Source organism: Cupriavidus agavae, assembly GCF_004217045.1.
Classification (GTDB): Bacteria; Pseudomonadota; Gammaproteobacteria; order Burkholderiales; family Burkholderiaceae; genus Cupriavidus; species Cupriavidus agavae.
Genome location: NZ_SGXM01000001.1, coordinates 746,942 through 772,517, shown reverse-complemented (window position 1 = coordinate 772,517; position 25,576 = coordinate 746,942). Strand labels below are relative to the sequence as shown.

Annotated in this window: 24 protein-coding genes; 10 read left to right on the top strand and 14 right to left on the bottom strand. The window is 66.9% G+C overall.

Annotated features, from left to right (window positions below; genetic code table 11):
• Positions 1–7 precede the first annotated feature (7 nt).
• Both EV147_RS03565 and EV147_RS03560 read left to right on the top strand, forming a co-directional pair.
• On the top strand, positions 8–1,180 hold the full coding sequence (locus EV147_RS03565) for an AAA family ATPase (protein WP_157994659.1): 1,173 nt from the start codon (positions 8–10) through the stop codon (positions 1,178–1,180).
• Entirely contained in the window at positions 1,177–2,616 is a 1,440-nt protein-coding gene (locus tag EV147_RS03560; protein ID WP_130389731.1) for a hypothetical protein, read from the top strand. Before EV147_RS03565 ends, EV147_RS03560 begins: the two co-directional genes overlap by 4 nt.
• 231 nt (positions 2,617–2,847) lie before the next feature.
• Here the strand turns inward: EV147_RS03560 and EV147_RS03555 are convergent, their stop codons facing one another.
• Positions 2,848–3,030, bottom strand: a complete 183-nt coding sequence (locus EV147_RS03555; RefSeq protein ID WP_130389730.1) for a hypothetical protein — start codon at positions 3,028–3,030, stop codon at positions 2,848–2,850.
• Positions 3,031–3,099: 69 nt separating this feature from the next.
• On the opposite strand from EV147_RS03555, the gene EV147_RS03550 reads away from it, so the two are divergent.
• Positions 3,100–3,558 carry an MEKHLA domain-containing protein gene (locus EV147_RS03550; RefSeq protein WP_130389729.1) on the top strand — a complete coding sequence of 153 codons (459 nt, stop codon included), beginning with the start codon at positions 3,100–3,102 and terminating at the stop codon, positions 3,556–3,558.
• 167 nt (positions 3,559–3,725) lie between these two features.
• On the opposite strand, the gene EV147_RS03545 is transcribed toward EV147_RS03550, so the two are convergent.
• From EV147_RS03545 to EV147_RS03535, 3 genes are all read right to left on the bottom strand, one after another.
• Positions 3,726–5,327, bottom strand: a complete 1,602-nt coding sequence (locus EV147_RS03545) for a rhodanese-related sulfurtransferase (protein WP_130389728.1) — start codon at positions 5,325–5,327, stop codon at positions 3,726–3,728.
• On the bottom strand, positions 5,324–5,956 hold the full coding sequence (locus tag EV147_RS03540; protein WP_130389727.1) for a cysteine dioxygenase family protein: 633 nt from the start codon (positions 5,954–5,956) through the stop codon (positions 5,324–5,326). Before EV147_RS03540 ends, EV147_RS03545 begins: the two co-directional genes overlap by 4 nt.
• Positions 5,957–6,045: 89 nt before the next feature.
• Positions 6,046–7,254 carry an acyl-CoA dehydrogenase family protein gene (locus EV147_RS03535; protein WP_130389726.1) on the bottom strand — a complete coding sequence of 403 codons (1,209 nt, stop codon included), beginning with the start codon at positions 7,252–7,254 and terminating at the stop codon, positions 6,046–6,048.
• Between the two features lie 184 nt (positions 7,255–7,438).
• Here EV147_RS03535 and EV147_RS03530 point away from each other — a divergent pair, with 184 nt between their 5' ends.
• Genes EV147_RS03530 through EV147_RS03510 form a run of 5 tightly spaced genes read left to right on the top strand, consistent with a single transcriptional unit; the run spans position 7,439 to position 12,622 of the window.
• On the top strand, positions 7,439–8,530 hold the full coding sequence (locus tag EV147_RS03530) for an LLM class flavin-dependent oxidoreductase (protein WP_130389725.1): 1,092 nt from the start codon (positions 7,439–7,441) through the stop codon (positions 8,528–8,530).
• Positions 8,531–8,567: 37 nt separating this feature from the next.
• Positions 8,568–9,578, top strand: a complete 1,011-nt coding sequence (locus EV147_RS03525; RefSeq protein WP_130389724.1) for an ABC transporter substrate-binding protein — start codon at positions 8,568–8,570, stop codon at positions 9,576–9,578.
• A 9-nt stretch (positions 9,579–9,587) separates the two neighbouring features.
• A complete protein-coding gene (locus EV147_RS03520) occupies positions 9,588–10,625 on the top strand; it encodes an ABC transporter permease (protein WP_130389723.1) in 1,038 nt (345 codons plus the stop codon).
• Positions 10,619–11,410 (top strand): ABC transporter ATP-binding protein, encoded by a 792-nt coding sequence (locus EV147_RS03515; protein WP_130389722.1) that lies wholly within the window; start codon positions 10,619–10,621, stop codon positions 11,408–11,410. Before EV147_RS03520 ends, EV147_RS03515 begins: the two co-directional genes overlap by 7 nt.
• Before the next feature lie 9 nt (positions 11,411–11,419).
• Positions 11,420–12,622, top strand: coding sequence for a c-type cytochrome (locus EV147_RS03510; RefSeq protein ID WP_130389721.1), 1,203 nt, complete (start codon positions 11,420–11,422; stop codon positions 12,620–12,622).
• Here the strand turns inward: EV147_RS03510 and waaC are convergent.
• Together waaC and EV147_RS03500 are read right to left on the bottom strand one after the other, a co-directional pair.
• The gene (gene waaC, locus EV147_RS03505) at positions 12,554–13,585 is read right to left on the bottom strand and encodes a lipopolysaccharide heptosyltransferase I (protein ID WP_130389720.1); all 1,032 of its coding nucleotides are present in this window, start codon (positions 13,583–13,585) and stop codon (positions 12,554–12,556) included. The two genes, EV147_RS03510 and waaC, sit on opposite strands and share 69 nt — an antisense overlap.
• A 149-nt stretch (positions 13,586–13,734) precedes the next feature.
• The gene (locus tag EV147_RS03500; protein ID WP_130389719.1) at positions 13,735–14,340 is read right to left on the bottom strand and encodes a cysteine hydrolase family protein; all 606 of its coding nucleotides are present in this window, start codon (positions 14,338–14,340) and stop codon (positions 13,735–13,737) included.
• A 310-nt stretch (positions 14,341–14,650) separates the two neighbouring features.
• On the opposite strand from EV147_RS03500, the gene EV147_RS03495 reads away from it, so the two are divergent.
• On the top strand, positions 14,651–16,606 hold the full coding sequence (locus EV147_RS03495) for a sensor domain-containing diguanylate cyclase (RefSeq protein ID WP_130389718.1): 1,956 nt from the start codon (positions 14,651–14,653) through the stop codon (positions 16,604–16,606).
• Between the two features lie 88 nt (positions 16,607–16,694).
• Here EV147_RS03495 and EV147_RS03490 read toward each other — a convergent pair whose 3' ends face one another.
• From EV147_RS03490 to EV147_RS03465, 6 genes are all read right to left on the bottom strand, one after another.
• On the bottom strand, positions 16,695–18,425 hold the full coding sequence (locus EV147_RS03490) for an ABC transporter substrate-binding protein (RefSeq protein ID WP_130391181.1): 1,731 nt from the start codon (positions 18,423–18,425) through the stop codon (positions 16,695–16,697).
• 114 nt (positions 18,426–18,539) lie between these two features.
• Complete coding sequence (locus EV147_RS03485; RefSeq protein WP_130389717.1) at positions 18,540–18,848, bottom strand: DUF2160 domain-containing protein; 309 nt, start codon at positions 18,846–18,848, stop codon at positions 18,540–18,542.
• 21 nt (positions 18,849–18,869) lie between these two features.
• A complete protein-coding gene (locus tag EV147_RS03480; protein WP_130389716.1) occupies positions 18,870–19,700 on the bottom strand; it encodes a carbohydrate ABC transporter permease in 831 nt (276 codons plus the stop codon).
• Positions 19,693–20,586, bottom strand: coding sequence for a carbohydrate ABC transporter permease (locus tag EV147_RS03475; protein ID WP_130389715.1), 894 nt, complete (start codon positions 20,584–20,586; stop codon positions 19,693–19,695). Before EV147_RS03475 ends, EV147_RS03480 begins: the two co-directional genes overlap by 8 nt.
• Entirely contained in the window at positions 20,583–21,683 is a 1,101-nt protein-coding gene (locus tag EV147_RS03470; protein WP_130389714.1) for an ABC transporter ATP-binding protein, read from the bottom strand. The genes EV147_RS03475 and EV147_RS03470 overlap by 4 nt, the downstream gene beginning before the upstream one ends.
• 1 nt (position 21,684) lies before the next feature.
• Entirely contained in the window at positions 21,685–22,815 is a 1,131-nt protein-coding gene (locus tag EV147_RS03465; protein ID WP_130389713.1) for an ABC transporter ATP-binding protein, read from the bottom strand.
• A gap of 157 nt (positions 22,816–22,972) precedes the next feature.
• Here EV147_RS03465 and EV147_RS03460 point away from each other — a divergent pair, with 157 nt between their 5' ends.
• On the top strand, positions 22,973–23,740 hold the full coding sequence (locus tag EV147_RS03460; protein ID WP_198680165.1) for a DeoR/GlpR family DNA-binding transcription regulator: 768 nt from the start codon (positions 22,973–22,975) through the stop codon (positions 23,738–23,740).
• A 60-nt stretch (positions 23,741–23,800) separates the two neighbouring features.
• Here EV147_RS03460 and purU read toward each other — a convergent pair whose 3' ends face one another.
• Positions 23,801–24,667, bottom strand: coding sequence for a formyltetrahydrofolate deformylase (gene purU, locus EV147_RS03455; RefSeq protein WP_130389711.1), 867 nt, complete (start codon positions 24,665–24,667; stop codon positions 23,801–23,803).
• A gap of 47 nt (positions 24,668–24,714) precedes the next feature.
• Positions 24,715–25,554: an NUDIX hydrolase gene (locus tag EV147_RS03450; RefSeq protein WP_130389710.1), complete on the bottom strand. Its 840-nt coding sequence runs from the start codon at positions 25,552–25,554 to the stop codon at positions 24,715–24,717.
• Positions 25,555–25,576: the final 22 nt, after the last annotated feature.

Below are 25,576 nucleotides of genomic sequence, written 5' to 3'. Positions count from 1 at the left end.
AGAAATCATGGAAGGCACTTGGTGGAGGCAACGGCAGGATCTGGACCCGGAACAAGAAGCGCTCATCGGCTTGCCATTCGATGGCCGTTACCTGATTGTCGGCCCCCCCGGATGCGGCAAGACCAACCTGCTAGTGTTGCGTGCAGCCTTCCTTTCGAAGTCCGGCCTAAAGAATCAACTATTGCTTACGTTCGGCGGTGTACTTTCTGCATTCATTGACACAGGAAAAAAAGAACTCGACTCCAACCAAATCTCGACATTTCATAAATGGGCGCGGAAGCTCTGTCACGAGCGCATTCCGAATTTCTCAAAGAAATTGGAGGAAGCAACGAGGGGACTAACAGGACAGGACGAATTCAACGCAACGCGGCAGTTCGTTGCGGAAGAGTTTCTCAAGATGATGGGCGTGCAATGTGCAGCTGCACCGATGTACGAAGCACTGTTTGTCGACGAAGTCCAAGATCTCTTCGAGGCTGAGCTAAAAGCAATTTCTCATGCGTGCCGACGAGTAACGATCGCCGGTGATTCGCGGCAGTCCATATACCATGGCGATGCAATGCAAATTGCAGACGCTTTGGGTTTTGAGACTAAGAAGTTGTCGGCGCACTATCGCATCGGCAAAGCTATCGCTCGCGTCGCCGATAAGTTGCAGCCGCCGGCCAAGCCAGATGAATCTCTGGAAGCTACCACGAACTACGATGAAAGCACGCAGCAGTCGCGAGCAGAGTATCTTCCCCAAGCCAGCCGGCAGGCTCAATTCAACACAATGTTGAATGAACTCCGCCAACAACGAAGAGCCTACCCTAAAGAAGCGCTGGCGATCCTCATCCCACGCAGGGCGGCTTATGATGAGCTGCGAGCCTATTTTTCGGGGACGGATCTAGAAGGTTTTGTGGCGTACCATCAGGAGCATGACCCCACTTTGTTCTCATCCGGAGCCCAAATCCACGTGATGACGGTGGCAGGCGCAAAAGGAACCGAGTTCCGCGCCGTGCATCTATTTGCTTGCGAAGACGCACAGGGTCCCCAGGATACGGCGGAGTTTTGGTACACCGCCGTTACAAGGGCCAAGACCACTCTTCTCGCGTACTCTTCCCCGGGTAACGGGTCAGTCAGTCCGCGACTTCGATCCGCGTTCGCACAGAATGAAAATCCCACGATTGACGACCTCTTCGAATGACCAATATGCGCAAAATTGAGTGGTGTGGCCTACCGCGACAGGCTATCCCCGGCGTCATGTTGGGAATGGAGCGATCTGCTGCCGTACCGCGCACGCATGCCGAGCACGCACTCGCCGATTCCTCCGACATTGCGGTCGCGTTCTTCACTGACGAGCCACGTGACGAACGCCTGCCCTGCCTAGCAGTCATTCCCGACTCAAAGATAGCGGAACTGCTCAGTTGGGTTCACACCTTTAGTCCCGAGACCTTTCCCCTAAGTCAACACTGCCGGATTCTCTCGCTTTCGGAGTGGCAAAAATTCGAAGCAGCCCCGAATGATCATCCGGGGATCCAGCAACGATACAGATGGGCTAGTTTAGTTGCCGGCGAGATGCTGGGCCAAGCGGAAGGTTCCGCGCCAATTGCCTCGGTTTCACTTTCCTGGGCTCACGGTTGCCTGAGCTATTCGATGGCACGAAGCGTTCTAGGCTATGGCATGAGTAGCGACAGCAAAATCCACTCTGCCATTTCTGTCGCAGGACGCCTTCTTCAATGCGAAGCTGACCCGATGTTCCAAAGAAAGCGGGTTGGTTCTAACGTACTGTCTTCAATCTGGCCGCACGTAAGAGATACAAACCTAGGATTCAGCAACGAACCTTTGTATATCGTCCGAAGCGTACTGAGAGAGGTAAGCCCGGAGCTTGTTGACATCCTGTATCGAAACGAGTTGATACTCAGTAGCTCTGCCGAGCGCCGTGTACAGGGCTTTGATCAAATTGTTGATCGTACGATGTCGTTGCCAGCGACCAGCCGTCGTGCCGTTGGTCCTTTGCTCGCCAGCGCGACGTTCCTAGTGGGACGCGGGACTAGCCACATCGATCTTCTTGAGCCATTTTCCAAAGAATGCCCGGAGGCATACATATGGCTCGGCCTACTTGCAGGTCTCGGCGGTCCAATGACGTGGGACCCGACCTGGTTGAGACTTGTGAAAGGCGTAGACCGCGTATTGGCAGCCGGCTATGAGGTTACGGACAGTCCGCAAGTTGACCTATCTTGGGCAGAGTATGACTGGCTGTCAAAACTATCGACTCAAGCTGAAGAGTATGCCGCTTTGCCGAAGCAAAGCACCAGAGCACTGACCGTAGAACTCATTCCAGGTGTCGCTTGCCAATTCAGACTCGGTGGACGAAATGGTGCTAAGACCGAGCAAACGTACAGCGCTCACTCGAATGCTGCAGACCGTGTGCCGCAGCAGCCACCTGTTCGTGAGCCGGTAAGTAATGAGCTTATCGACAAAGCATTGGCCCTTTTAGGGGAGCTCCAATCCGTCTTGACTGCAGGGCCGGCGCGCAGCGATAAGCAAGCATCGCTGTTCACCTCTCCCTCGACCAGTCCGCCGCGCAAGAAGGCGGCCCCTGCTAAGAAGGCAGGAAAGGCCGCGGGAAAGACTTCATAACGATGTTTTGCCCTGGCAATTGGATCGCCGGAGCGGAGTTGCACACCTGCCATTTTTTCGGGGTATGTTTCGGGGTATGAAGATACCCCACCAATCATACCCTCTTGATTCCACGACGATTTTTTAGGTAGTTTGGTTGCTGTACCAGCAACGCCTTACGTTGCCGAGAACCCGGAAAGCTGACGAGCTCTCCGGGTTTTTTGTTTTCGGGCGGTCAATGGGTGTGCGAGGTTACCCCGCCATGATCATCAGGATTCCGAGCCCGCCTGCAGCAAGGACGAACGTCACGTCGACGATCATCAACCCACGCCGATTCCTGCGCGCCATCTCAAGCCCGAACCGACGTACGCCCGCCGAGATCTCCGCCAATTGAGCGCGGGTAGCGTACCTGGCTTCGAACTCCCCTTCCGTCATACCCACCTCCGGGAACTGCCCGGCAGATTTACCATCGTACTCATCTGTCCACCCCCCGATGAGGTTCCCTTGCTTCCGCTCCACCAGGATCCCGCTTTCCACGCACTGCTGACCGGCAGCTACGAACGCCTGCTCGGCAAGCCGCTGGTGCCCGGCGACCTTTCCCCCACGGCAGCCGCCGCCTGGCTCTACGAGGAGGCGCCGTTCGCCATCCTGGCCCACAACACCGCGCCCGATCCGGTCTTTGTCTACGGCAACAAGGCCGCGCAGCGCCGTTTCGGCTACGACTGGGACGAAATCACCGCCCTGCCCTCGCGGCTTTCGGCGGAAGCGCCGAACCGCGAGGAGCGCCAACGCTTCCTGGAGCGCGTCCAGCGGCTTGGCTACGAAGCTGGCTACCAGGGTGTGCGGATCACCAAATCCGGGCACCGCTTCATGATCGAGGAAGCCACGCTGTGGCAGATGATCGATGCCGATGGCGTGCTACACGGACAGGCCGTGATCATTCCGCGGACGCGGGATCTGTGAGTTCTCCCTGGCGTCGATCTCGGCAAGCTTTCCACTGCGTCCTTCAATGGTTTGCAAATGGCAAGCGACAGTTGCCCGGGCGGGCCGAAATGCCATATTCCTGTGGCATTTCGGCGTGGCGCGCCGCGTTGCGCGGGGCGCCTTGATTCAGCGCAAAACCCGCGCGCTCAGACCACCTCGAAGAAATGGGTGCCGTCTCGATCGAGCTGGGCGATGAGGCCGAATTCCCAGTCGAGATACGCCTGCATCGCGGCGGCGGCGTTGTCGGTGCCTTCGTACGGACGGCGGTAGCGGTCGGTGCGCGGCACGGCCAGGCGGGTTTCGCCCTCTTCCACCGGATAGCCGGCGTCGGCCCAGGCATTGGTGCCGCCTTCGAGCACCACCACCTCGGCTGAAGTCAGCCGCTGGAGGTCGGCGGCGGCAAAGCGGGCCAGCAGGCTCGATGCACAGGTCAGCACGTAGCGCCGGGCCGGCGGAATGACCCGCAGCGCCTGTTCCAGCTGGGCGCGGATGGCGAACCATGCGCCGGGGATGTGGCGCTTGACGTAGCTGGCGCTGGCGGTCACGTCGATCACGGCCACGTCGCCCTCGCGGAGCCAGCCGGCCAGCGTGGCCGGGGCAACGGTTGTCACCTCGGGGCTGGGCGGGCGATGCGGGGCCGGCGTGCCGCGTTCGCTGCGCCGGGCGTCGGCCACCGGCTCCACCACGTAGACCTCCCAGCCCATCTGCGCGAGCCACGAGGCGCTCATGTCGGCGCGCACGCCATCGTCGTCGGCCAGAACGATGCGGGCGCCCCGCACCGGGGCCTGATGGTCGGTCTCCTGCACGAGCTGGCCGCCCGGCGCGCTGGCGAAGCCGGGCAGGTGGCCATCGGCGTATTCCTCGGGCGTACGGACGTCGAATCGGTACACGGTGCGGCCCGGCTCATCGAGCGCGGCCAGTGCGTCCAGCGCGATGCGGCGCACGCCGGCGCGTTCGGCAATGGCGCGGGCGCCCTCGCGGGCCCGGGCACGGTGCGCGGGATCGACCTCCGCCGGGGGACGGCGGCTGGCACCGTGCGAAAGCGTCTGCCCGGCCAGCGTCCAGCCGATCGTGCCGTTGCGCAGCGCCGCCACCGGATTCGGAATGCCGGCGTTGATCAGGGACTGCGTGCCGATGATGCTGCGGGTCCGCCCGGCACAGTTCACCACGACCTGGGTCTGCGGGTCCGGCGCCAGTTCGCGGATGCGCAGCACCAGCTCGGCGCCGGGCACGCTCGTGGACGTAGGGATGTTCATCGTCCGGTATTCGTCGAAGCGGCGCGCGTCGACGATCACCACATCGGCCTTGCGGTCGATCAGCGCCTGCACCTCCTGGGCCGACAGCGACGGCGTATGGCGCTTCGCCTCCACCAGTTCCCCGAACGACTTGCTCGGCACGTTGACATCGCGGAATACCTCGCCGCCCGCCGCAATCCACGCCGCCAGCCCGCCTTCGAGCACCGACACGTCCGTGTAGCCAAGCGCGCGCAGGCGGGCCGCCGCCAGCGGCGCGAGATCGGTGCCGCCCTGCGTGCCATAGACGACGATGCGCGTATCGCGGCGCGGCAGCCGCGTCCAGGCCTCCAGTTCGAGCTTCGACAGCGGAAAGTTGGCGGCCCAGAGCGGGTGTTCCTGGGCGAAAGGGTCTTCCTCGCGCACGTCGATCAGCGCGATCTCGGTGCGGTCGAGCAGCGCCTGGCGCACCGCCAGGCTCGTGGTGGTCGGCATTCTCTGTTCAGCTTCGGTCATGGCGCGATGGGGTCCCTGGAGCGGTCCCACGGATTGGGCAAGGTGGAGTTGGAATAGCCGGAGATGAAGGTCTTGCTGCCGCCCGCCTCAGGATAGACGTGGCGGCGTACCGCGCCGATGTTGGCGCCGTAGACGTGGATGCTGATCGACACGCGGTCGTCGAACGCGTTGTGCACGCGGTGGATGTCGCCCACGGCCGGCGATACCGCCTCCACGTGACCGGGCTCGATCCTCACGGCCGCGCCCTCGGGTCGCGGCACCCCGTCCGGCCCGATGGCATACGCCTGCGCGTACTCGGCGCCGCGCAGCATGCCGATCAGCCCCCACACGGTGTGATCGTGGATCGGCGTGCGCTGCCCCGGCCCCCAGACAAAGCTGACGATCGAGAAGCGCTCGGCCGAATCGCAGTGCAGCAGCATCTGCTGGTAGAACTCGGGGTGCGGTTGGGCGTAGGCGTCGGGCAGCCAGTCGTCGCGCGCCACCAGCCGGGCCAGCAGGCGCCCGCCCTCGTCGAGGATGCGCGCCTCGTCGGGCTGCTGGTCGAGCAGCGCCGACATGCCGGTAATGAAGTCGCGCAAGGGGTTCAGCGTCGGGGTCTGCGCCTGCGCGGCGGGCAAAGTCTCAGCCATGTCTTGTCTCCGGAGCACGTTCGCCATCTGTGGACGAATCGTCCACCACCTTAGCACGAAGGCGCCCGCGTGGCGCCGCACGGTCGCGCTCAAAGCCCGAGCGCCGCGCGGCCGGCGGCGGTCAGGATCGCATCGTTCTGCGGGGTGTGGATGCGGCTGCAGAGCACATCGCGGTAGTGCCGTTCCAGCGGGTTGTTGCGGCTCAGCCCGTGGTTGCCCGACAGCTGGAGCGCCAGTTCCACCACCCGGATCGCGTTCGACGTCACCGTGAACTTCAGCAGCCCGCCGTCGCTGACCGATGGCGGGGCGCCGGCGTCGGTGCGCCCGGCGGCATCGTCGAGCAGCACCGCGTTGGTGCGCAGCAGCGCGGCCATCTCGCCAATCGATTCCTGCACGCGCGGCAGCGTGGCCAGTGGCTTGCCGAGGCTGCCCGGGGCGCGCTCCTGCACGAACTGGCGAATCCAGCCGAAGCCGGCACGGGCCACGGCGTCGTAGAGGCTGCCGAGCAGCGTCACCATCCAGGCCTGCTGGTCGGTGTTGGCGTCGAGGTCGGCCTGGCTCGCCCCGGCGGGCGCCCAGGCTTCGGGCGGGCGCAGATCCACGGCATTCCCGAGCGGAATCCACACGTCTTCGAGCACGGTTTCGTGGCTGCCCGAGGCGCGCAGTCCCATGTGGTTCCAGCTTTCGATCACGCGGATGCCGGGCGTCTGCGCATCCGGCTTCGGCACCAGAAAGAGGCCGATACGCGGCTCGGGCTCGTGGGTGCGCGCCCACACCGCCAGCCAGCGCAGGGCCGGGATGCCGGTGGTGTAGAGCTTGTGGCCGCGCAGGCGCCAGCGGTCGCCCACACGGGTGGCCACGGTGCCCGGCAGGCCGCCGCGCGCCGGCGAGCCCAGTTCCGGCTCCACACGCAGCGCGTTGATCAGCGCGCCCTGCTCCACGGCGCTGCGCAGTACCGCGTCGCGCGCCGCCGCGGGCCAGTGCGAATCGGCACGGCTCACGGCGCGGTGCTGCAGGTAGGTCATCGCCAGCACCAGCGCCGTGGCCGGATCGCCGCCAGCCACGGCCGAGATGATACGGCGCGCCTCGGCCAGCCCCGCCCCGCCGCCGCCGTGTGCCAGCGGGACGATCTGGGCGATCAGCCCGTACTGGTGCAGCAGCGCGAAGTTGTCATGCGGAAAGCTGCCGTCGGCGTCATGCGCGGCGGCGGTCGCGGCGAAGCGGGTGGCCAGGTCGGCCAGCACGGCGTCCAGCCGCGCGGCGGGCGTCGGCAGGCGGTGCAGGGAGGACGAAGACATGGAATTCCTTGGCGGGAGCAGATCAATCGCCACATAGCCTACCGCCGCCCGGGCCGCCCCGGAAACGACGCATATCGCATATCGAGCGACGGATTTTGCCGAATATGGACCGGCGTTTTTATTCGTTCGGGCGCACGGCCCGCAGGCGTACGTTCTTCCCATTTCACGCACCAGGAGAAAGGGCATGAGCGTCGACTTCATCGGGATGATCCAGAGCCAGAAGCAATCCGAGATCCATGCGCCCGCCGGGCCGGTGGTGGACCGGGATTACGTGCGGGCGTTCGCCCAGGCCCACGAGACCGCCGGCTTCGACCGCATCCTGGTGCCGCACCACTCCACCGGCCCGTCCGCCACGCTGACCATTGCCTACGCCGCCGCCGTCACCGAGCGCATCCACTTCATGCTGGCCCACCGGCCGGGCTTCACGTCGCCCACGCTGGCCGCGCGCCAGATCGCCACGCTCGACCAGTTCAGCGGCGGCCGGCTGGGGGTGCACTTCATCTCGGGCGGGTCGGACGACGAACAGAAGCGCGATGGCGACTACCTGGACCACGACCAGCGCTACGCGCGCACCGACGAGTACCTCGGCATCCTGCGCCGCATCTGGACCGAGCCACAGCCGTTCGACCACGCCGGGCAGTTCTACCGCTTCGAGCGTGGCTTCTCCGAGGTCAAGCCTGCCCAGCAGCCGCATGTGCCGATCTACTTTGGCGGCGCCTCGGCCGCCGCGCTGGAAGTGGCCGGCAAGCACGCCGATGTCTACGCGCTGTGGGGCGAATCGCTCGACCAGGTGCGCGACCTGACCACGCGCGTGCGCGCCGAAGCCGCGAAGCACGGCCGCGAGGTGCGCTTCTCGGTTTCGTTCCGCCCGGTGCTGGCCGAGACCGAGGACAAGGCGTGGCAGCGCGCCGACAACATCCTGCAACGCACCCGCGCGCTGCGCGTGCAGGCCGGCTACAGCCGGGGCGGCCCGCAGCAGAGCGAAGGCGCGCGGCGCCTGCTGGCCGCGGCGGACCAGGGCGACCGGGTGGACCAGCGCCTGTGGACAGCCATCGCCCGCGAGACCGGCGGACGCTCGAACTCCACCGGGCTGGTCGGCACGCCCGAACAGGTGGCCGACGCGCTGCTGGCCTACTACGACCTTGGCGTGACCACCTTCCTGATCCGCGGCTTCGATCCGCTGGAAGACGCCATCGACTACGGGCGCGAGCTGATTCCGCGCGTACGCGAACTGGTGGCGCAACGCGATGCGGCGTTGAGCCAGCGCGCGGCCTGACCACATCCAGCCACAACAAGCAAAGGGAGCGGAAAACATGAGCCAATCGAATTCACCCGACGCGCGCCGTCGCCAGGTCCTGCGCCTGGCCAGCGGCGCCGCCATCGCCGCGCCGGCGCTGATCCTGGGCCGCCAGGCGTGGTCCGCACCACGCAAGCTCACGTTCGCGTGGAACCAGAACTCGTTCTGCCTGACGCCGATCGTCGTGGCGCAGGAGAAGGGCTTCTTCGAGAAGAACGGCCTGCAGGTGGACCTGATCAACTACAGCGGCTCCACGGACCAGTTGCTCGAATCGATCGCCACCGGCAAGGCCGACGCCGCCGTGGGCATGATCCACCGCTGGCTCAAGCCGCTCGAAGCCGGCTTCGACGTCAAGATCATCGGCAGCTCCCACGGCGGCTGCGTGCGGCTGGTGGGCGCCAGGGCGGCCGGCGTGACCAGTCTGCAGGCACTCAAGGGCAAGACCGTGGGCGTCAGCGACCTGGCCGCGCCCGGCAAGCATTTCTTCACGATCCTGCTGGCGAAGAACGGGATCGACCCTGACCGCGACGTCACCTGGCGCCAGTACCCGGCCGACCTGCTCGGCGTGGCCGTGGACAAGGGCGAGATCCAGGCGATTGCCGACGGCGACCCGAACCTCTATCTGCTGGAAAAGCGCACCAACGGCGCCTACGTGGAACTGGCGACCAACCTGACCGGCGAGTACGCCCGCAAGGTCTGCTGCGTGGTGGGCGCACGCGGCGAACTGGTGCGCAACGACCGGCCGGCCGCCGCCGCGCTGGCGCGCTCGGTCCTGCAGGCCACCGACTACGTCAACGAGAACCCGAACGAGGCGGCCAAGGTCTTCGCCAAATACTCGCCCAAGATCAGCGTCGAAGACCTGCGCAAGCTCTACGCCACGCTGACCTACACGCACCACCCCACGGGTGCCGACCTGCAGGAGGAAATCGCATTCTTTGCCGGTGACTTCCAGCGCATCGGCGTGCTCAAGAAGTCCACGGACGTGAAGCGCCTGGCGCAACACGTCTATGCCAACGTACTGGCCTGAGGTGACACGATGACAGCGAGTCAGCAGACCCTCGACACGTCCTTGCTGCAGGGCACGCCGGCCGCCGTGCGGCGCGCGCCGGGCGGGGCCTGGCCCACCGGCGTGGCCGCCGCGCTGGCATGGGCGGCATTTGGCGCCCTGACCTGGCGCTGGCCCAACAAGGTCGTGGGCTTCACGGACTGGGCCTACACGGAGGAACTGGGCATCGCGGTGCTCGTCGCCGCCGGCGCGCTGCTGGCGGTGGCGCTGCTCGGCGGCCATGTGCCACCGCTGCAGCATGCCCGCCAGGCCCTGCGCCGCGCCGGGCCGTGGCTGATCGCCCTGCCGGTGATCCTGGCCGCCTGGGAAATCCTGACCGCCAAGACCGCCACGCTCCCCACCCCGTTCTTCGCGCCACCGCAGGCGCTGATCGAAGTCTATGTCGACGACTGGCGCCGGCTGGGCGACAGCGTGCTCAACACGGTGAAGCTGCTCGGCCTCGGCGTGGCGTACGGCGGCGTGGTGGGCTTTCTGATCGGGGTGTCGATCGGCTGGTCGCGCCGCATCGGCTACTGGGTGCATCCGGTGCTGCGCGTGCTGGGGCCGCTGCCGTCCACGGCGCTGCTGCCGCTGACGTTCTACTTCTTCCCGTCGAGCTATTCGGCGGCCGTGTTCCTGATTGCGCTGGCCACGGCGTTTCCGGTGGCGGTGCTGACGTGGTCCGGCGTGGCCGGCGTCAGCAAGAGCTACTACGACGTGGCGCGCACGATGGGCGCCTCGGAGTGGTTCCTGGTGCTGCGCGTGGCCATCCCGGCGGCGCTGCCGCAGGTGTTCGTCGGGCTGTTCATGGGGCTGGGCGCCTCGTTCTCGGTGCTGGTCACGGCCGAGATGATGGGTGTGAAGTCGGGGCTGGGCTGGTACCTGACCTGGGCGCAGGGCTGGGCTTCGTACGTGAACATGTATGCCGCGCTGATCGTCATGGCGCTGCTGTTCTCGGGTGTGATCACGCTGTTGTTTGCCGTGCGCGACCGCGCGCTGTCGTGGCAGAAGGGAACCGTCAAATGGTAGCGGTATGGCAGGAGCCAACCCCGGCGGCGCGTGGCGCCCGGATCGATATCCACGGCGTCAGCCATGCCTTCGGCGAGGGCGAGGCGCGGCTGCCCGTGCTCGATGGCGTGGACCTCACGGTGGCGCCCGGCGAGTTCGTGGCGCTGCTCGGCCCGAGCGGCTGCGGCAAGTCCACGCTGCTGCGGCTCGTGGCCGGGCTGGAGACGCCGCTGGCCGGCAGGATCCTGCAGGACGATATCCCGATCGACCGGCCCGACCCGTCCCGCATCGTCGTGTTCCAGGACCCGACGCTCTACCCGTGGCGGCGCGTGCGCGACAACGTGGCGCTGGGCCTGCAGGCACGCGGGCTGCTGCGCCGCGAAGGGCATCGCATCGACGCGGCGCTGCGGCGCGTGGGGCTCGAAGGCTTCGAGCGCGCGTTTCCGCATCAGTTGTCGGGCGGCATGGCACAGCGCGTGGCGCTGGCGCGGGCACTGGTCAACGATCCGCGCCTGCTGGTGCTCGACGAGCCGCTCGGCAAGCTCGACTCGCTGACCCGGCTGGCGATGCAGAGCGATCTCGTGGATCTCTGGCAGCGCGCCGGCTTCTCGGCGCTTTTGGTCACGCACGACGTGGAGGAAGCGCTGTTCCTGGCCCAGCGCGTGATCGTCTTCAGCCAGCGGCCCGCCCGCATCACGGCCGAGATCAGGGTAGACCTGCCCTACCCGCGCCATCGCGGCGACCCGCGCCTGACCGAACTGCGCCATGAGGCGCTGCGCCATCTGGGTCTCGATGCAAGCTGGTAGGCACGCGCCATGAGCGCCCCGCCGCCGCAGGCGTGGCTCAACGCGCTGCTGACGCTGTTGCAGCAGGCCCAGCTGGCGCTGCTGCGGCTCTGGCACCTGCTGGGCTGGACCGGCGACGTACACGGCCAGCCGGCGTGGCCGTGGGCGCGGCGCATTGCCGGCGAGACGCTGTTGATCGATCTCGGGCTGGCGCGGCAACTGGCCTGGAGCCTGCTGGCCGTGGCGTTCGCGCTGGCCTGCCTCGTCGTGGCGTGGCGCTGGCGCCGCCGGCGCCTGGCCTGGCTCGGCGTGGGCGCGCTGGCGCTGATCCTGGCGCCGTGGCCCTCTCCCCGACTGCTGCTGACGGCCGCCGCGCCGACGAGCTTTCAACGCAGCCCGACCCGCTTTTCGGTCGAGACGATTGCCACGGGCGCGCGGATCTATGCCGCCGCGTGCGCGGCCTGCCATGGCGCTGACGGGCGCGGCGAGGGTCCGCTGTCCGCCCAGCTATCGAGCTGGCCGCCCACCTTCGCCAGTCCGCTGCTGGGGCGCCGCGCCGAGGGCGAGTTGTTCTGGCATATCGCCGCCGGCATGCTCGACAAAAATGGAGAAAAGACGATGCCGGGCTTTGCGGGCGAACTCGACGACGCGCAGACCTGGGCCGTGATCGACTACTTGAAGGCGCTTGCCGCCGGCACGGGCGCCGCGCAGCAGGGCAACTGGCCGATTCCGCTGCGCTTGCCCGAGGTGTCCGTCCAGTGTCCGGGGCAGCCGCCGCGCCCGCTGGCCGAATGGCGCGGCACGCAACGGGTTCGCGTGGTGGCGTCTGACGGCGACCCATCGGCGCTGCCGCTGGAAGACCCGCGCTTCCTGACGCTGCTGGTCACGCCCAGCGGGCAACCGTTGGCCGAGGTGCCGTCATTCCGCGCCGGCTGCGTGGCCGCGTCGCCCGCGGCGTGGCCGGTATTTGCCGGGCTGGCAGGTGTCGAGCCCTCGAACCTGTCGGGGACGGCCCTGCTCGCCGACCGCGACGGCTGGCTGCGGGCACGGGCCGCTGGCAAGGCCGGATGGAGCGATGCCGATCTGCTCTGCACGACCGGCCAGCCCGCCCAGCCCGCTCAGGTAGCCCAGGCTGATGGCCGGCGCACGCTGCCGCAGGACGGACTAACCGCCCTGCTGCTGCGCATGGATGCCGAGCCCGTGCGGTTCGTGCAGGGTGGCTTTGTCCACTGAGGCGCGCGTCACGCTGTCGATGGCGGACAGCACCTCGTCCACCGAGGGCGGCGCGCCGTTATCGCCCACGGACACCGCCTGTCCCGGCCGGTCCACGCCGAAGTGCGGGCGCGAGGTGGCGGTGAACAGCATCACCGTGGGCTTGCCGAGCGCATCGGCCAGATGCACGAAGCCGGTATCCATGCCGACGACCAGCGACGAGGCATCCACCCGCTGCGCGCATTCGGTGATCGACATGCGCGGCAACACTTCCGCATTGGGGATGGCGGCGGCCAGCGCCTGCGCCTCGGCCTGCTCCTTGGGCGAGCCCCAGGGCAGCTCCACGCGGTAGCCACGCCGCGCCAGCGTGTGGCCGATCTCGACCCAGTTGGCCTGCGGCCATTTCTTGATGTCGAGCGAGGTGGCATGGAACAGCGTGGCGCGCGGCACCCCATCGGTGTGCAACGGCGTGGCCGGCGGCGGCACGCGCAGTTCGGGCGTCTCGTGCGGTTCGATCTCGTAGCCGAGCGCGTTGGCCACCACCATGCGCATCTTCTGGCGGCAGTTGGCGTCGCCGTGCGGACCGTAGATCTGCGTGTAGGCAAAGACGGCTTTGGACTCGCCCAGGAACTCGGCCGCGTAGCCCAGGCGGCGCGGCGTGCGGGCCAGCCGGGCCACGATGGCGCTCTTCATCACGCCATGGACGTCGATCGCCACGTCGTAGCGCTCGCGGCGCAGTTGCCGCACGGCAGAGAGGATGCCGCGCAGGTCATGCCATTTGCGCCCGTTCTTCTTGAACTGCCGCAGCGGCGGCGCGATGACGCGGTCCACGCCAACGGCCCAGCGCGGGATATCGGCGCACGAGGCGTCCACGGCCCAGTCGATCTTTGCCCCGGGATAGGCCCGCCGGAGATCGTGCAGCAGCGGCAGGGTATGCACCATGTCACCGAGCGAGGTGACCTTGATGAGGAGAATGCGCTTCATGAAACGTCGGGCTTCAGGTGTGCAAACGCGGCCAGGGCGGCCGCGTTCGGGAAGGCGCTAGTATGCCCCACCCCGCTCGGCCGGGGAAATGATGAATGTGTAATGAAATCCACACCTTCACATTTCGCGGCCCCGGCGCGGCACTTGGCTCACTCCTGCCAGATCGACGCTCCGGCCACCACGGTGGCAAAGCGGTCGTTGAGCGCCGCCAGCGTGACCCGATGCAGTTCGGCGGCGGTCAGCGCGTTGCCGCCCAGCGGGTCGGGCAGGTCGCGCGTGGCACAGGCGCCCGCCACCAGCGTCACGCGGTAGCCGTGGTCGAGCGCCGAGCGCACCGTGGCGCTGATGCACATATGGGTCTGGAAGCCGCCCACGATCAGCTCGCGCCGGCCCGTGGCCTGCAGCCGCGCGGCCAGGTCGGTGCCGGCGAAGCTGTTCGGCAGGCCCTTGGGCAGGATCTGCTCGCCCTCGGCCGGTGCCAGGCCCTCGATGATGGCCCCGTACGGGCTGTCCGGATCGAATGCCCCGCCCGCCTTGCCGTGGTGCACGACGTGGATGACCGGCGTGCCGTGCCGCCGCGCCAGCGCCAGCAGCGCCGCGCATTCGGCCACGGCGCCGGGCATGCCGGTCAGCGGCAGCTTGCCGTCGACGTACTCGCGCCGGTGATCCACCAGGACCAGCACCGCCTCGGACCAGGCGGACGGCTTGCGGCTGGCGCCGGCGGCGTCGAGCAACGTGAAGGGGGCGGTAGTCATGGCGGTTTCCGGTGGTGGTTGTGATGAGGCAGCCATCGTAGAGCCAGGCACGCCGTTTTGCCAGACGCGCCGGGGCTGTCGCGTGGCCGCAACTGGGCGGCGCATGCGTCACCCCATGTGGCCGCCCGCACGCGATCGCCGCGTGCGGGTCGCTCAATAAGTAACAGTTCTGCTACGCTTCGAACCGGCTGCCGGAGAGGTTCGAACAGATTGGGCAGGGTCGTTGCACAAAGCCCAAGGCAACCGCAAAAACGGGTCAGTGCGCATAACCATAAAAATGCGTTTCATGCGGCACTCTTTGAAGTACAGGATGGCGATCGCCGCCGCCTCGGTGGTCACGCTCGTGTTCGTGGCGCGCTCGGGGTTTTCCCAGTTCTATGCCTACACGCGGCTGGGCGAGGTGGTCCAGGCGCAGCAGGACACGCTGGTCAGGCTGATTGCCGATCAACTCGACGAAAAGCTCGAGTCGCGTGCGGTCGTGCTGCGCCGGCTGGCCCGCACGCTGGCGCCTGCCCTCGGCCAATCCCCTGCCCAACTGCACCGCCTGGCCACCGATACGGTGGACATGCCCGAGCATTTCAACGCGGTCTTCCTGGTCCAGCCCGATGGCAACGTGGTCTTCAGCACCGCCGTGCCGCTGGGCAAGAAGGTCTCGGTAGCCGACCGCGCCTACTTCCAGAACATTGTCCGGGGCGCCGATTTTGCCGTCTCGGACCTGCTCCAGGGCAAGCATTCCAGCGCCCCCGGCGTGATCCTGGCCGTGCCGCTGCGCGACGCCCAGGGCCGGCTGCTGGGCGTGGTGGGCGGCGTGCTGAACCTGTCCGCCGACAACTTCCTGCGTGAACTGGCCCAGCACCGCGTGGGCGTGACCGGCTTCTACTGCCTGGTGTCCGCCGGGCCGACGCCGCGTTATGCGATGCACCCGGACACCTCGCGCGTGCTGCAGCCCGCGCGGGCCGTGGGCGAATCTTGTGGCGCGGAGCAGCCGGTTTCGCGCTGGGAAATGCTCTCGCCGGTGCAGCCGGTGGTGGCGCGCCACCTGCTGGAGTCGAACGGCTGGGAAATCATCTCGGTATTGCCCGCCCAGGAAGCGTTCTCGCCGCTGTTCGAGGTGCGCCAGCGCGCCATTGCGGTCGGCGTGGGCTCGCTGGCCGTCGCCGCGCTGCTGATGTGGCTGATGATCCGCCACCTGCTTGCTCCGCTCGAACAACTGCACCGCGCGGTGCGCCGGCTCTGCGAGCAGCCGGCCGCCGTGGCCGACCTGCCCTTGCGGCGCAACGACGAGATCGGCGAACTGGCCGGCGCCTTTGCCGAGGTCATGACCCAGCTCTCCGAGCGCGAGGGCGCGCTCAAGGCGGCCCAGGCCAGCACTGCCGCCAGCGAGAAGCGGCTCGCGGCGATTGCCAACCACGTGCCGGACTTCGTCGCCTATTTCGACACCAGCGAGCGCTTTGTCTTCGTGAACCAGGCCTACGCGCGCCACTTCGGGCTGCCCGCCGCGCAGATTGCCGGGTTGTCGCTGCGCGAGCTGTGGGGAACGGCCGAGTACGTGGCGTTCCAGCCGTTCCTGGAGCGTGCCTGCGCTGGCGAGGCCGTGACCTTCACGCGCGAGGCGCCCGACGGCACCGCGTGGGAAGTGACCTTCCAGCCGGCCTGGAACGATGCCGAAGGCGCGCCCGAGGCGCTGGCCGGCCTGCACATGTTTGCCCGCAACGTGACCGGCGAGCGGCAGAAACTGCGTTCGCTCGAAGCCCAGACGCTGTCCGATCACCTGACCGGGCTGCTGAACCGCAAGGGCTTCGACCGGCGGCTGCAGGAGATGATGGCCCGCGCGGACGCCCACGGCCACCGCACGGCGCTGCTGCTGGTGGACCTCGACGATTTCAAGGCCGTCAACGACACCCACGGCCACCCGATGGGCGACCAGTTGCTGATCGCCTTTGCCGAGCGGCTGCGCGCCTGCGTGCGTGCCGGCGACGCCGTGGCCCGCATTGGCGGAGACGAGTTCGCCGTCATTTTGGACAACGTGACCCACGCCAACACGGTCGAACGGATCGCCCATACCGTGGTCCACGCCGCGCTGCGTCCGTTCGAGATCGACGGCCAGCGGCTGGCGTCGACGGCCAGCGTCGGCAGCGCGATCCACCTGCCGGAGCAGGGATCATCGGTCAGCGAGCTGTTCATGCGGGCGGATATGGCGCTCTACGAGGCCAAGCGGCACGGCAAGGCGTGCCACGCGGGAAGCCGGGCGGCGGCGGAGGTTTGAGTTTTTGCCTCCGTTTTGCCCCCGTTTTTCTCCCCTCTCCCGCACGGCGGGAGAGGGGCGCCAGTCAGCGGCAGTCAGATCGCTGCACTCACCGCACCTTCCCTTCCTTCCATGCCTGCAGCAGCTTGTCGTAGGCAATGGTCTCGCCCTTCGGCTTCTCGTTGTCGAGCTTTTTCCACGGGGCGTGGTCCGATGACAGCCACTTGTTCGGATCGCCCTTCGGGTTCAGCTTCGGCGCGCATTGCGCCATGCCGGCACGCTGCAGGCGGGCCATCACCTGGTCCATTTCCTCGGCCAGGTTGTCCATGGCAGCCTGGGGCGTCTTCTCGCCCGTGACGGCCGTGGCCACGTTCTTCCACCAGAGCTGGGCCAGCTTGGGGTAGTCAGGCACGTTGTTGCCGGTAGGCGTCCACGCCACGCGGGCCGGGCTGCGGTAGAACTCCACCAGCCCGCCGTACTTGGCCGCGTTCTTGGTCAGGTAGTCGTGGTTGATGTCGCTGTCGCGGATGAAGGTCAGCCCGGTCAGGGATTTCTTCAGCGAGACGGTCTTCGACGTCACGAACTGGGCGTAGAGCCAGGCACCGGCCAGGCGGTTGGGGTCGGTGTTCTTGAAGAACGTCCACGAGCCCACGTCCTGGTAGCCGTTCTGCATGCCCTGCTTCCAGTACGGGCCGTACGGCGACGGGGCCATGCGCCACTTCGGCGAGCCGTCGGCGTTGACCACCGGGAGGCCCTTCTTGGTCATGTCGGCCGTGAATGCCGTGTACCAGAAGATCTGCTGCGCCACCTGGCCCTGCGCGGGCACCGGACCGGCTTCGGAGAACGTCATGCCCATGGCCTGCGGCGGGGCATACTTCTTCATCCAGTCGATGTACTTGGTCAGCGCGTAGACCGCCGCGGGGCTGTTGGTGGCGCCACCGCGCGACACCGAGGCGCCCACCGGCGTGCATTTGTCGTCGGCCACGCGGATGCCCCACTCGTCCACCGGCATGCCGTTCGGCAGGCCCTTGTCGGCGGCGCCGGCCATCGACAGCCAGGCATCGGTGAAGCGCCAACCCAGCGACGGGTCCTTCTTGCCGTAATCCATGTGGCCGAAGACCTTCTTGCCGTCGAGCTCCTTGACGTCGTTGGTGAAGAAGTTGGCAATGTCCTCGTAGGCCGACCAGTTCGTGGGCACGCCCAGGTCGTAGCCGTACTTGGCCTTGAACTTGTCCTGCAGGTCCTTGCGCGCAAACCAGTCGGCGCGGAACCAGTACAGGTTGGCGAACTGCTGGTCGGGCAACTGGTAGAGCTTGCCGTCCGACGCCGTGGTGAACTTGGTGCCGATGAAGTCCTTGACGTCGAGGCCCGGGTTCGTGAACTCCTTGCCGGCACCGTTCATGTAGTCGGTCAGCGGCAGGATGGCGCCATAGCGGTAGTGGGTGCCGATCAGGTCGGAATCCGAGATCCAGCCGTCGTAGATCGACTTGCCCGACTGCATCGACGTCTGGAGCTTCTCCACCACGTCGCCTTCCTGGATCAGGTCGTGGTTGACCTTGATGCCGGTGATTTCCTCGAAGGCGCGGGCCAGCGTCTTCGACTCGTACTCGTGGGTGGTGATCGTCTCCGAGACCACGTTGATCTGCGTCACGCCCTTGGCCTTGAGCTTGGCGGCCGCCTCGATGAACCACTTCATCTCGGCCTGCTGCTTGTCCTTGGCCAGCGACGAGGGCTGGAACTCGTTGTCGATCCACTTCTTCGCCGCGGCCTCGTCAGCCCACGCCGCGTGCCCGCAGGCCAGCGCCGCCGCAAAGGCCAGGGCCGACATCCCCAACTTCACGTGCTTCTTCATCTGTGTCTCCTCAGCAACCCCTCCCCGGATCTGGTTCTGGGTTGCGGCCCCGGGGAGGGGACAAAGATCTCGCAGCCCATGACAGCGAATCTCGTACCTTTACTATCCCTTGCGCATCACCAGCAGCAGCACCAGCGCCGATATCGCGGCGCTGATCCAGACCGACGGCGCCTCGGCCAGCCCGAACCAGCCCTGCATCTTCTCGCCCAGCCCCACCCAGGCCAGGTTGATCCAGGCCGCCGCCATCAGGCCGATGAACAGGCGGTCGCCGCGCGTGGTGGAGATCGGCAGGAAGCCCTTGCGCTCCACCGTGGGCGAGCGCACCTCCCAGACCGTCATGCCAACCAGCATCAGCACCACCAGCGCGAAGAACACGGCCACCGGCGTGGTCCATACCATCCAGCTAAGCATCGTAGTTTCCTTAGATCTCTGTTACACCCGGCCCATCGCAAACCCCTTGGCGATGTAGTGGCGCACGAACCAGATCACGATGGCGCCCGGCACGATGGTCAGCACGCCGGCTGCGGCCAGCACGCCCCAGTCCATGCCCGAGGCGGAGACTGTGCGCGTCATCGTCGCCACGATCGGCTTGGCATTGACCGAGGTCAGCGTGCGCGCCAGCAGCAGTTCCACCCAGCTGAACATGAAGCAGAAGAACGCCGCCACGCCCACGCCGGCCTTGATCAGCGGCAGGAAGATGGTCAGGAAGAAGCGCGGGAACGAATAGCCGTCGACGTAGGCCGTCTCGTCGATCTCGCGCGGCACGCCCGACATGAAGCCCTCCAGGATCCACACCGCCAGCGGCACGTTGAACACCAGATGGGCCAGCGCCACGCCCAGATGGGTATCCATCAGCCCGAGCGTCGTATAAAGCTGAAAAAACGGCAGCAGGAACACCGCCGGCGGGGTCATGCGGTTGGTCAGCAGCCAGAAGAAGACGTGCTTGTCGCCGATGAACCGGTAGCGCGAGAACGCGTAGGCGGCCGGCAGCGCCACGCCGATCGAGATCACCGTATTCAGCGCCACGTAGATCATCGAGTTGATGTAGCCCGAGTACCAGGAGGCGTCCGTGAAGATCGTCCGGTAGTGCTCCAGCGTGAACGCGGCCGGCCAGAGCGACAGCGAGGACACGATCTCCTCGTTCGTCTTGAACGACATGTTCAGCATCCAGTAGATCGGCACGATGGCGAACAGCAGGTACACGGTCAGGAACACCGGACGCCACCAGCCCGGGCGCTGGCCCGGCAGCTTGCGCTCAGCCATGGGGAACCTCCTCGACACCGGCCGCGCCGGAGGTGCCGGCGCGCTGCATCCAGTTATAGAGCACAAAGCACGTCAGCAGGATGATCAGGAAATAGACGATCGAGAACGCCGCGGCCGGACCCAGGTCGAACTGCCCCACCGCCTTCTGGGTCAGATACTGCGACAGGAACGTGGTGGCGTTGCCCGGACCGCCGCCGGTCAGCACGAACGGCTCGGTATAGATCATGAAGCTGTCCATGAAACGCAGCAGCACCGCAATCATCAGCACGCCGCGCAGCTTGGGCAACTGGATGAAGCGAAATACCGCGAAGCGCGACGCGCCATCGATCTGGGCCGCCTGATAGTAGGCATCCGGAATCGCACGCAGCCCTGCGTAACAGAGCAGCGCCACCAGCGGCGTCCAGTGCCAGACATCCATCACGAGCACCGTCACCCAGGCATCCACCGCGCTGCCGGTGTAGTTGTAGTCGAAGCCCATGCCGTCGAGTGCGGCACCCAGCAGGCCGATATCGGTGCGCCCGAAGATCTGCCAGATCGTGCCCACCACATTCCACGGAATCAGCAGCGACAGCGCGATGACCACCAGCGCCGCCGAGGCCTGCCAGCCGCGCGCCGGCATGGCCAGCGCCAGCAGGATGCCGAGCGGAATTTCCACACACAGCACGGCCAGCGAGAAGCCAAGCTGGCGCAGCAGTGCATCGTGCAGCTCGGCATCGCGCAGCACCGTGGCGAACCACTCGGTGCCCACGAACACGCGCCGCTCGGGCGAGATGATGTCCTGCACCGAGTAATTGACGATCGTCATCAGCGGCAGGATGGCCGAGAACGCCACGCAGATCACCACGGGCAACACCAGCAGCCAGGCCTTCTGGTTCACGGGCTTCATGGCACCAGTTCCTCATTGATATAGAAGCAGGTATGGCGGTTGAATGCGGTCAGCCAGGCGGTGTCGCCGGTCCGCAGCGCGGCGGCTTCGGTGCCGAGCCGGGCGCGCAGCATCGCTGTTTCGCCATTTGCGACGGTCGCCGTCACCAGCCAGTAGGTACCGATGTCCTGCGCGCGTTCCACGCGTACCGGCAGCGCCTGCGGATCGTTCTCCGGCGCCAGCTGCAGATACTCGGGCCGCACGCCGATCTTGAAATCTCCCGCCGCCTGCAGCGCAGCCAGCGTCTGGGGTGGCAGTTCGGGCAGGTAGCGCCGCCCCGCCACCTCGATGGCGCCGTCGCGCCAGTGGCCCGGCAGGAAGTTCATGCCCGGCGAGCCGATGAAATGGCCCACGAAGGTATGCGCCGGCCGCTCGAACAGCGCGTCGGCCGAGCCCACCTGCACCGCCTTGCCGCGCGACATCACCACCACCTGCTCGGCAAAGGTCAGCGCCTCGGTCTGGTCGTGCGTCACGTAGATCAGCGTGAGGCGGAACTCGTGGTGGATCTCCTTGAGCTTGCGCCGCAGTTGCCACTTCAGGTGCGGGTCGATCACGGTCAGCGGCTCGTCGAACAGGATCGCCGAGACATCCTGCCGCACCAGCCCCCGGCCCAGCGAGATCTTCTGCTTGGCGTCGGCGGCCAGCCCGCTCGCCCGGCGGTCCAGCGACGCGGAGAGGTCGAGCATTTCCGCCACGCGGCCCACGCGCTCGCGAACCTTGTCGGCCGGCACGCCCCGGTTACGTAGCGGAAACGCCAGGTTCTCGCCGACGGTCATCGTGTCGTAGATCACCGGGAACTGGAACACCTGGGCGATGTTGCGCTCCTGAGGTGATGCTTTAGTCACATCAACACCATCGAAACGGATCGTGCCCTGCGAGGGCCGCAGCAGCCCCGAGATGCAGTTCAGCAGCGTGGTCTTGCCGCAGCCGGACGGCCCCAGCAGCGCGTAGGCCCCGCCATCCTCGAACGTGAAGTTGAGCGGCAGCAGTGCGTAATCCTCGTCGCGCTGGGGGTTGGGCCCGTAGGCATGGGCGAGGTCGAGATCGATGCGCGCCATGTCAGGCTCCCGACCCGGTGGCCGGCGTGGCCCCCACATCGGCCACCACATCGACCAGCGCGCCCGGCCGGCGCGGCGCATGGATGCGGTCGCCGGCCGCGTCGAACAGGTAGAGCTGTCCCGGTTCCAGATGGAGTGCCAGCGGCGCGCCAAGCCGCAGGTCGAGCACGCCGGCAAACTGGGCCACGAGATTGCCGGCCGGCGTATCGGCGTGGACGAAGGTATCGGAGCCCGACAACTCGGCCAGCGCCACCTTGCCGGGCACCTCGATACTGCCGGGCGCGGGGCGCAGGCGCAGGGCCGCGGCGCGCACGCCGACCGTCACCGCGCCGTCCGGCGCCTGCACGTCGGGCAGCGGCACCACGATATTGCCGGGCAGCGTGACGCGGCCGGCGGCCAGCCGGCCTTCGATCAGGTTCATCGGGGGATCACTGAAGGCCCGCGCCACGCGCAGCGAGGCCGGATAGTGGAAGACTTCGGGCGTGGGCCCGTACTGGAGCAGTTCGCCGGCATCGAGCACCGCCGTATGGCCGCCAAGCAGCAGCGCCTCGGCCGGCTCGGTGGTGGCGTAGATCACGGTGGCATCGCCCTGCGCGAACAGGTGGGTCAGTTCCTCGCGCAATTCCTCGCGCAGCTTGTAGTCGAGGTTGACCAGCGGTTCGTCCAGCAGCATCAGCGGCGCGTTCTTGGCCAGGGCACGGGCCAGCGCCACGCGCTGCTGCTGCCCGCCGGACAGTTCCGAGGGGTAGCGGTCGAGCAGGTGTTCGATATGGAGCCGCCCCGCCAGCGCGCGCACGCGGGCGGCGATTTCGTCCCGGCTGTCGCGCCGCAGCCGCAGCGGCGACGCGATATTGTCGAAAACGGTCAGGGAGGGATAGTTGATGAACTGCTGGTACACCATCGACACGTTGCGCTCGCGCACCGGCACGCCGGTCACGTCGATGCCGTCGACGAGCACCCGGCCCGCCGTGGGACGGTCGAGCCCGGCCATGACCCGCATCAGCGAGGTCTTGCCCGCCTGGGTCGTGCCCAGCAGGATGGTGACGGCGCCCGGCACGGGGGCCAGCGTCATCGGGTAAAGATAGGCTTGCGAACCCACTTGCTGCGCAATGCCGTCCAGGCTGAGCTGCATCCGGTCTCCATGTTCCTGTGCTTGTTCAGCCACATACGGAAACGCGGCCAAAGCGCACTTTTTCGTCTACCCCGCTCGTTTTAGCGCAAAAACGAACGTAAAACAATACTGCGGTGCATCATTTGTTTTCGTTTCTGTTTGAACTAGAATGCCCGGCATGACGCTCAATCCACGCCAGACCGCCCTGCTGGAGGAAGTCCGCAGCCAGGGCTTTGCCTCGATCGACGAGCTTGCCCGCAAGTTCGGCGTGACGCTGCAGACCGTGCGGCGCGACGTCAACCTGCTGGCGGAAAACGGCATGCTGGCCCGCTTTCACGGCGGGGTGCGAATGGATGGCTCGACCACCGAGAACCTGGCCTATCCGCAGCGCCAGGTGCTCAACGCCGAGGGCAAGGTGCGCATCGCCCGCGCCGTGGCCGCGGCGGTGCCGGAAGGCTGTTCGCTGATCCTGAACATCGGGACGACCGTGGAGGAGGTAGCGCGTGCGCTGATCCACCATCGCGGGCTGCGCGTGATCACGAACAACCTGCACGTGGCCAATATCCTGGCCGACAACCCCGATTGCGAGGTCATCGTGGCCGGCGGGGTGTTGCGCTCGCGCGACCGGGGCATCATCGGCGAGGCCACGGTCGAGTTCATCCGGCAATTCAAGGTGGATATCGGGCTGATCGGCATCTCGGGCATCGAGGCCGACGGGACGCTGCGCGACTACGACTTCCGCGAGGTCAAGGTGGCGCGCGCCATCATGGAGCATTCGCGCGAGATCTGGCTGGCGGCAGACGCCAGCAAGTTCGGCCGCCAGGCCATGGTGGAACTGGCGCCCGTTTCCAGCATCGACCGCCTGTTCACGGACGAACCGCTACGCGCGCCGTTCGACGCGATGCTGGCGGACAGCGGAGTGGAATGTGTGGTGGCGGGGGAGTGAGATCGTCCTTCTTTTTCTGCGCCCCTCTCCCGCCTGCGGGAGAGGGGAGAAAACCCTGGCTTACTTGAACACCACCGTCTTATGCCCGTTGAGCAAAATCCGGTGTTCCGCATGCCACTTGACCGCGCGGGCCAGGGCCACGCACTCCACGTCGCGGCCCACGGCGGTCAGTTGCTCGGGGTCCATGCTGTGATCCACGCGCTCGATTTCCTGCTCGATGATCGGGCCTTCGTCGAGGTCGGCGGTCACATAGTGGGCCGTGGCGCCGATCAGCTTCACGCCGCGGTCATGGGCCTGGTAGTACGGCTTGGCGCCCTTGAAGCTCGGCAGGAACGAGTGGTGGATATTGATGGCGCGGCCTTCGAGCTTGCGGCACAGGTCGTCGGACAGCACCTGCATATAGCGCGCCAGCACCACGAGGTCGATGTTCTGCTCGCGCACCACGTCGAAGACACGCGCTTCCTGCGCGGCCTTCTGCTCGGCCGAGGCGTTCATCAGCGGCAGGTGGAAGAACGGCACGTCGTACGAGGCGGCCAACTGGTAGAAATCGCGGTGGTTCGAGACGATGGCCGCGATTTCCACGGGCAGGCCGCCGGCCTTGGCGCGGAACAGCAGGTCGTTCAGGCAATGGCCGATCTTCGACACCATGATCATGACGCGCGGCTTGACCGTGGCGTCGAACACGTCCCACTGCATGCCGAACTGCTCGCCCACCGGGGCGAACGCCGCGCGCAGTTCGCTCAGGCCCGGGCCGCCGGCCGCGGCCGTGAAATGCACGCGCATGAAGAAGCGGCCCGTGAAGGCATCGCCGTACTGGTCGGAATCGACGATATTGCAGCCATTCTGGAACAGCAGGCCCGAAACGGCATGCACGATGCCCGGCTGGTCAGGGCAGGAAAGGGTCAGGATAAATCCGGTGGCGCTCATCTTGGGGCAATCAGGGTTATGCAGGCCAGGACCGCAAGGCTTGGGAATCAGGGCTGGACATCCGCCCAGCCGCGCCGGCGGAGGGCATCCAGCGTCACCAGCGTGGCGTCGACGGTCATGGCGCGGGCCGCCATGATATCAAGCAATGCGGCCGGGCCGGTATGGCGGTGCTCGGCCACCTCGCCGTCGCGGTTGTGGGGCACGAAGTCCGCCGGCAGCAGCAGGTCGTACGCGTACACCCGCTCCCACTGGACGCCTTCGGGGATTTCGCGCAGCACGTCGATCACGCCGTGGGCCTCGGCCCGGGCCGCCAGCGCGGGCGGGATGCCCGATTCCTCGTCGCATTCGCGTACCAGCGTCTCCAGCGGATCGCTGCCGGCCGGCACCCCGCCGGCCACGAGGTTGTCCCACATGCCGGGGTCCACGGCCTTGGCCGGGCTGCGGCGCGAAATCCACAGCGCGGGCGTGGCGCCCTCGACGATGCCGTTCATGTGCGAGGCGAACGTCAGCAGCCCCAGAAAGCGCGCCGCCGCCCGCTCGATGACGCCGTACGGCAGCGCGTCGAGCGCCGGGGTCACGGCGAACAGTTCGTCCCGCCAGCCGCGCACGTGGCCCATGTCGGCCAGTTGCCGGGCCAGCCCGGCCAGGGCCACGTTGCGTGCCGGCGTATCGGCGCAGCCAGGCAGCAGCGCCACGGCGCCCTGCCCTTGCGGCCCGACCATGCCGCCCATGCCGGCAAGAATTGCCGCATGCCGGCGCGGCAGCCAGCCCACCTGGGCGCCCTCCACGGTCAGCCGCAGGTGGGCGGCGGGGTCGAAGGGGCTGCGCGCGGCAATGCCGGCAAGGATCTTGCTGGTTCGGGAGGTTCGGGAATCAGATTCGGACATCGCCACTCAAATCAACCATTGC

Coding starts and splice junctions, on each gene's coding strand:
- EV147_RS03565 (WP_157994659.1), top strand. CDS start 8: ATGGAAGGCACTTGGTGGAGGCAACGGCAGGATCTGGACCCGGAACAA.
- EV147_RS03560 (WP_130389731.1), top strand. CDS start 1,177: ATGACCAATATGCGCAAAATTGAGTGGTGTGGCCTACCGCGACAGGCT.
- EV147_RS03555 (WP_130389730.1), bottom strand. CDS start 3,030: ATGACGGAAGGGGAGTTCGAAGCCAGGTACGCTACCCGCGCTCAATTG.
- EV147_RS03545 (WP_130389728.1), bottom strand. CDS start 5,327: ATGACCGAAGCTGAACAGAGAATGCCGACCACCACGAGCCTGGCGGTG.
- EV147_RS03540 (WP_130389727.1), bottom strand. CDS start 5,956: ATGGCTGAGACTTTGCCCGCCGCGCAGGCGCAGACCCCGACGCTGAAC.
- EV147_RS03535 (WP_130389726.1), bottom strand. CDS start 7,254: ATGTCTTCGTCCTCCCTGCACCGCCTGCCGACGCCCGCCGCGCGGCTG.
- EV147_RS03530 (WP_130389725.1), top strand. CDS start 7,439: ATGAGCGTCGACTTCATCGGGATGATCCAGAGCCAGAAGCAATCCGAG.
- EV147_RS03525 (WP_130389724.1), top strand. CDS start 8,568: ATGAGCCAATCGAATTCACCCGACGCGCGCCGTCGCCAGGTCCTGCGC.
- EV147_RS03520 (WP_130389723.1), top strand. CDS start 9,588: ATGACAGCGAGTCAGCAGACCCTCGACACGTCCTTGCTGCAGGGCACG.
- EV147_RS03515 (WP_130389722.1), top strand. CDS start 10,619: ATGGTAGCGGTATGGCAGGAGCCAACCCCGGCGGCGCGTGGCGCCCGG.
- EV147_RS03510 (WP_130389721.1), top strand. CDS start 11,420: ATGAGCGCCCCGCCGCCGCAGGCGTGGCTCAACGCGCTGCTGACGCTG.
- waaC (WP_130389720.1), bottom strand. CDS start 13,585: ATGAAGCGCATTCTCCTCATCAAGGTCACCTCGCTCGGTGACATGGTG.
- EV147_RS03500 (WP_130389719.1), bottom strand. CDS start 14,340: ATGACTACCGCCCCCTTCACGTTGCTCGACGCCGCCGGCGCCAGCCGC.
- EV147_RS03495 (WP_130389718.1), top strand. CDS start 14,651: ATGGCGATCGCCGCCGCCTCGGTGGTCACGCTCGTGTTCGTGGCGCGC.
- EV147_RS03485 (WP_130389717.1), bottom strand. CDS start 18,848: ATGCTTAGCTGGATGGTATGGACCACGCCGGTGGCCGTGTTCTTCGCG.
- EV147_RS03480 (WP_130389716.1), bottom strand. CDS start 19,700: ATGGCTGAGCGCAAGCTGCCGGGCCAGCGCCCGGGCTGGTGGCGTCCG.
- EV147_RS03475 (WP_130389715.1), bottom strand. CDS start 20,586: ATGAAGCCCGTGAACCAGAAGGCCTGGCTGCTGGTGTTGCCCGTGGTG.
- EV147_RS03470 (WP_130389714.1), bottom strand. CDS start 21,683: ATGGCGCGCATCGATCTCGACCTCGCCCATGCCTACGGGCCCAACCCC.
- EV147_RS03465 (WP_130389713.1), bottom strand. CDS start 22,815: ATGCAGCTCAGCCTGGACGGCATTGCGCAGCAAGTGGGTTCGCAAGCC.
- EV147_RS03460 (WP_198680165.1), top strand. CDS start 22,973: ATGACGCTCAATCCACGCCAGACCGCCCTGCTGGAGGAAGTCCGCAGC.
- purU (WP_130389711.1), bottom strand. CDS start 24,667: ATGAGCGCCACCGGATTTATCCTGACCCTTTCCTGCCCTGACCAGCCG.
- EV147_RS03450 (WP_130389710.1), bottom strand. CDS start 25,554: ATGTCCGAATCTGATTCCCGAACCTCCCGAACCAGCAAGATCCTTGCC.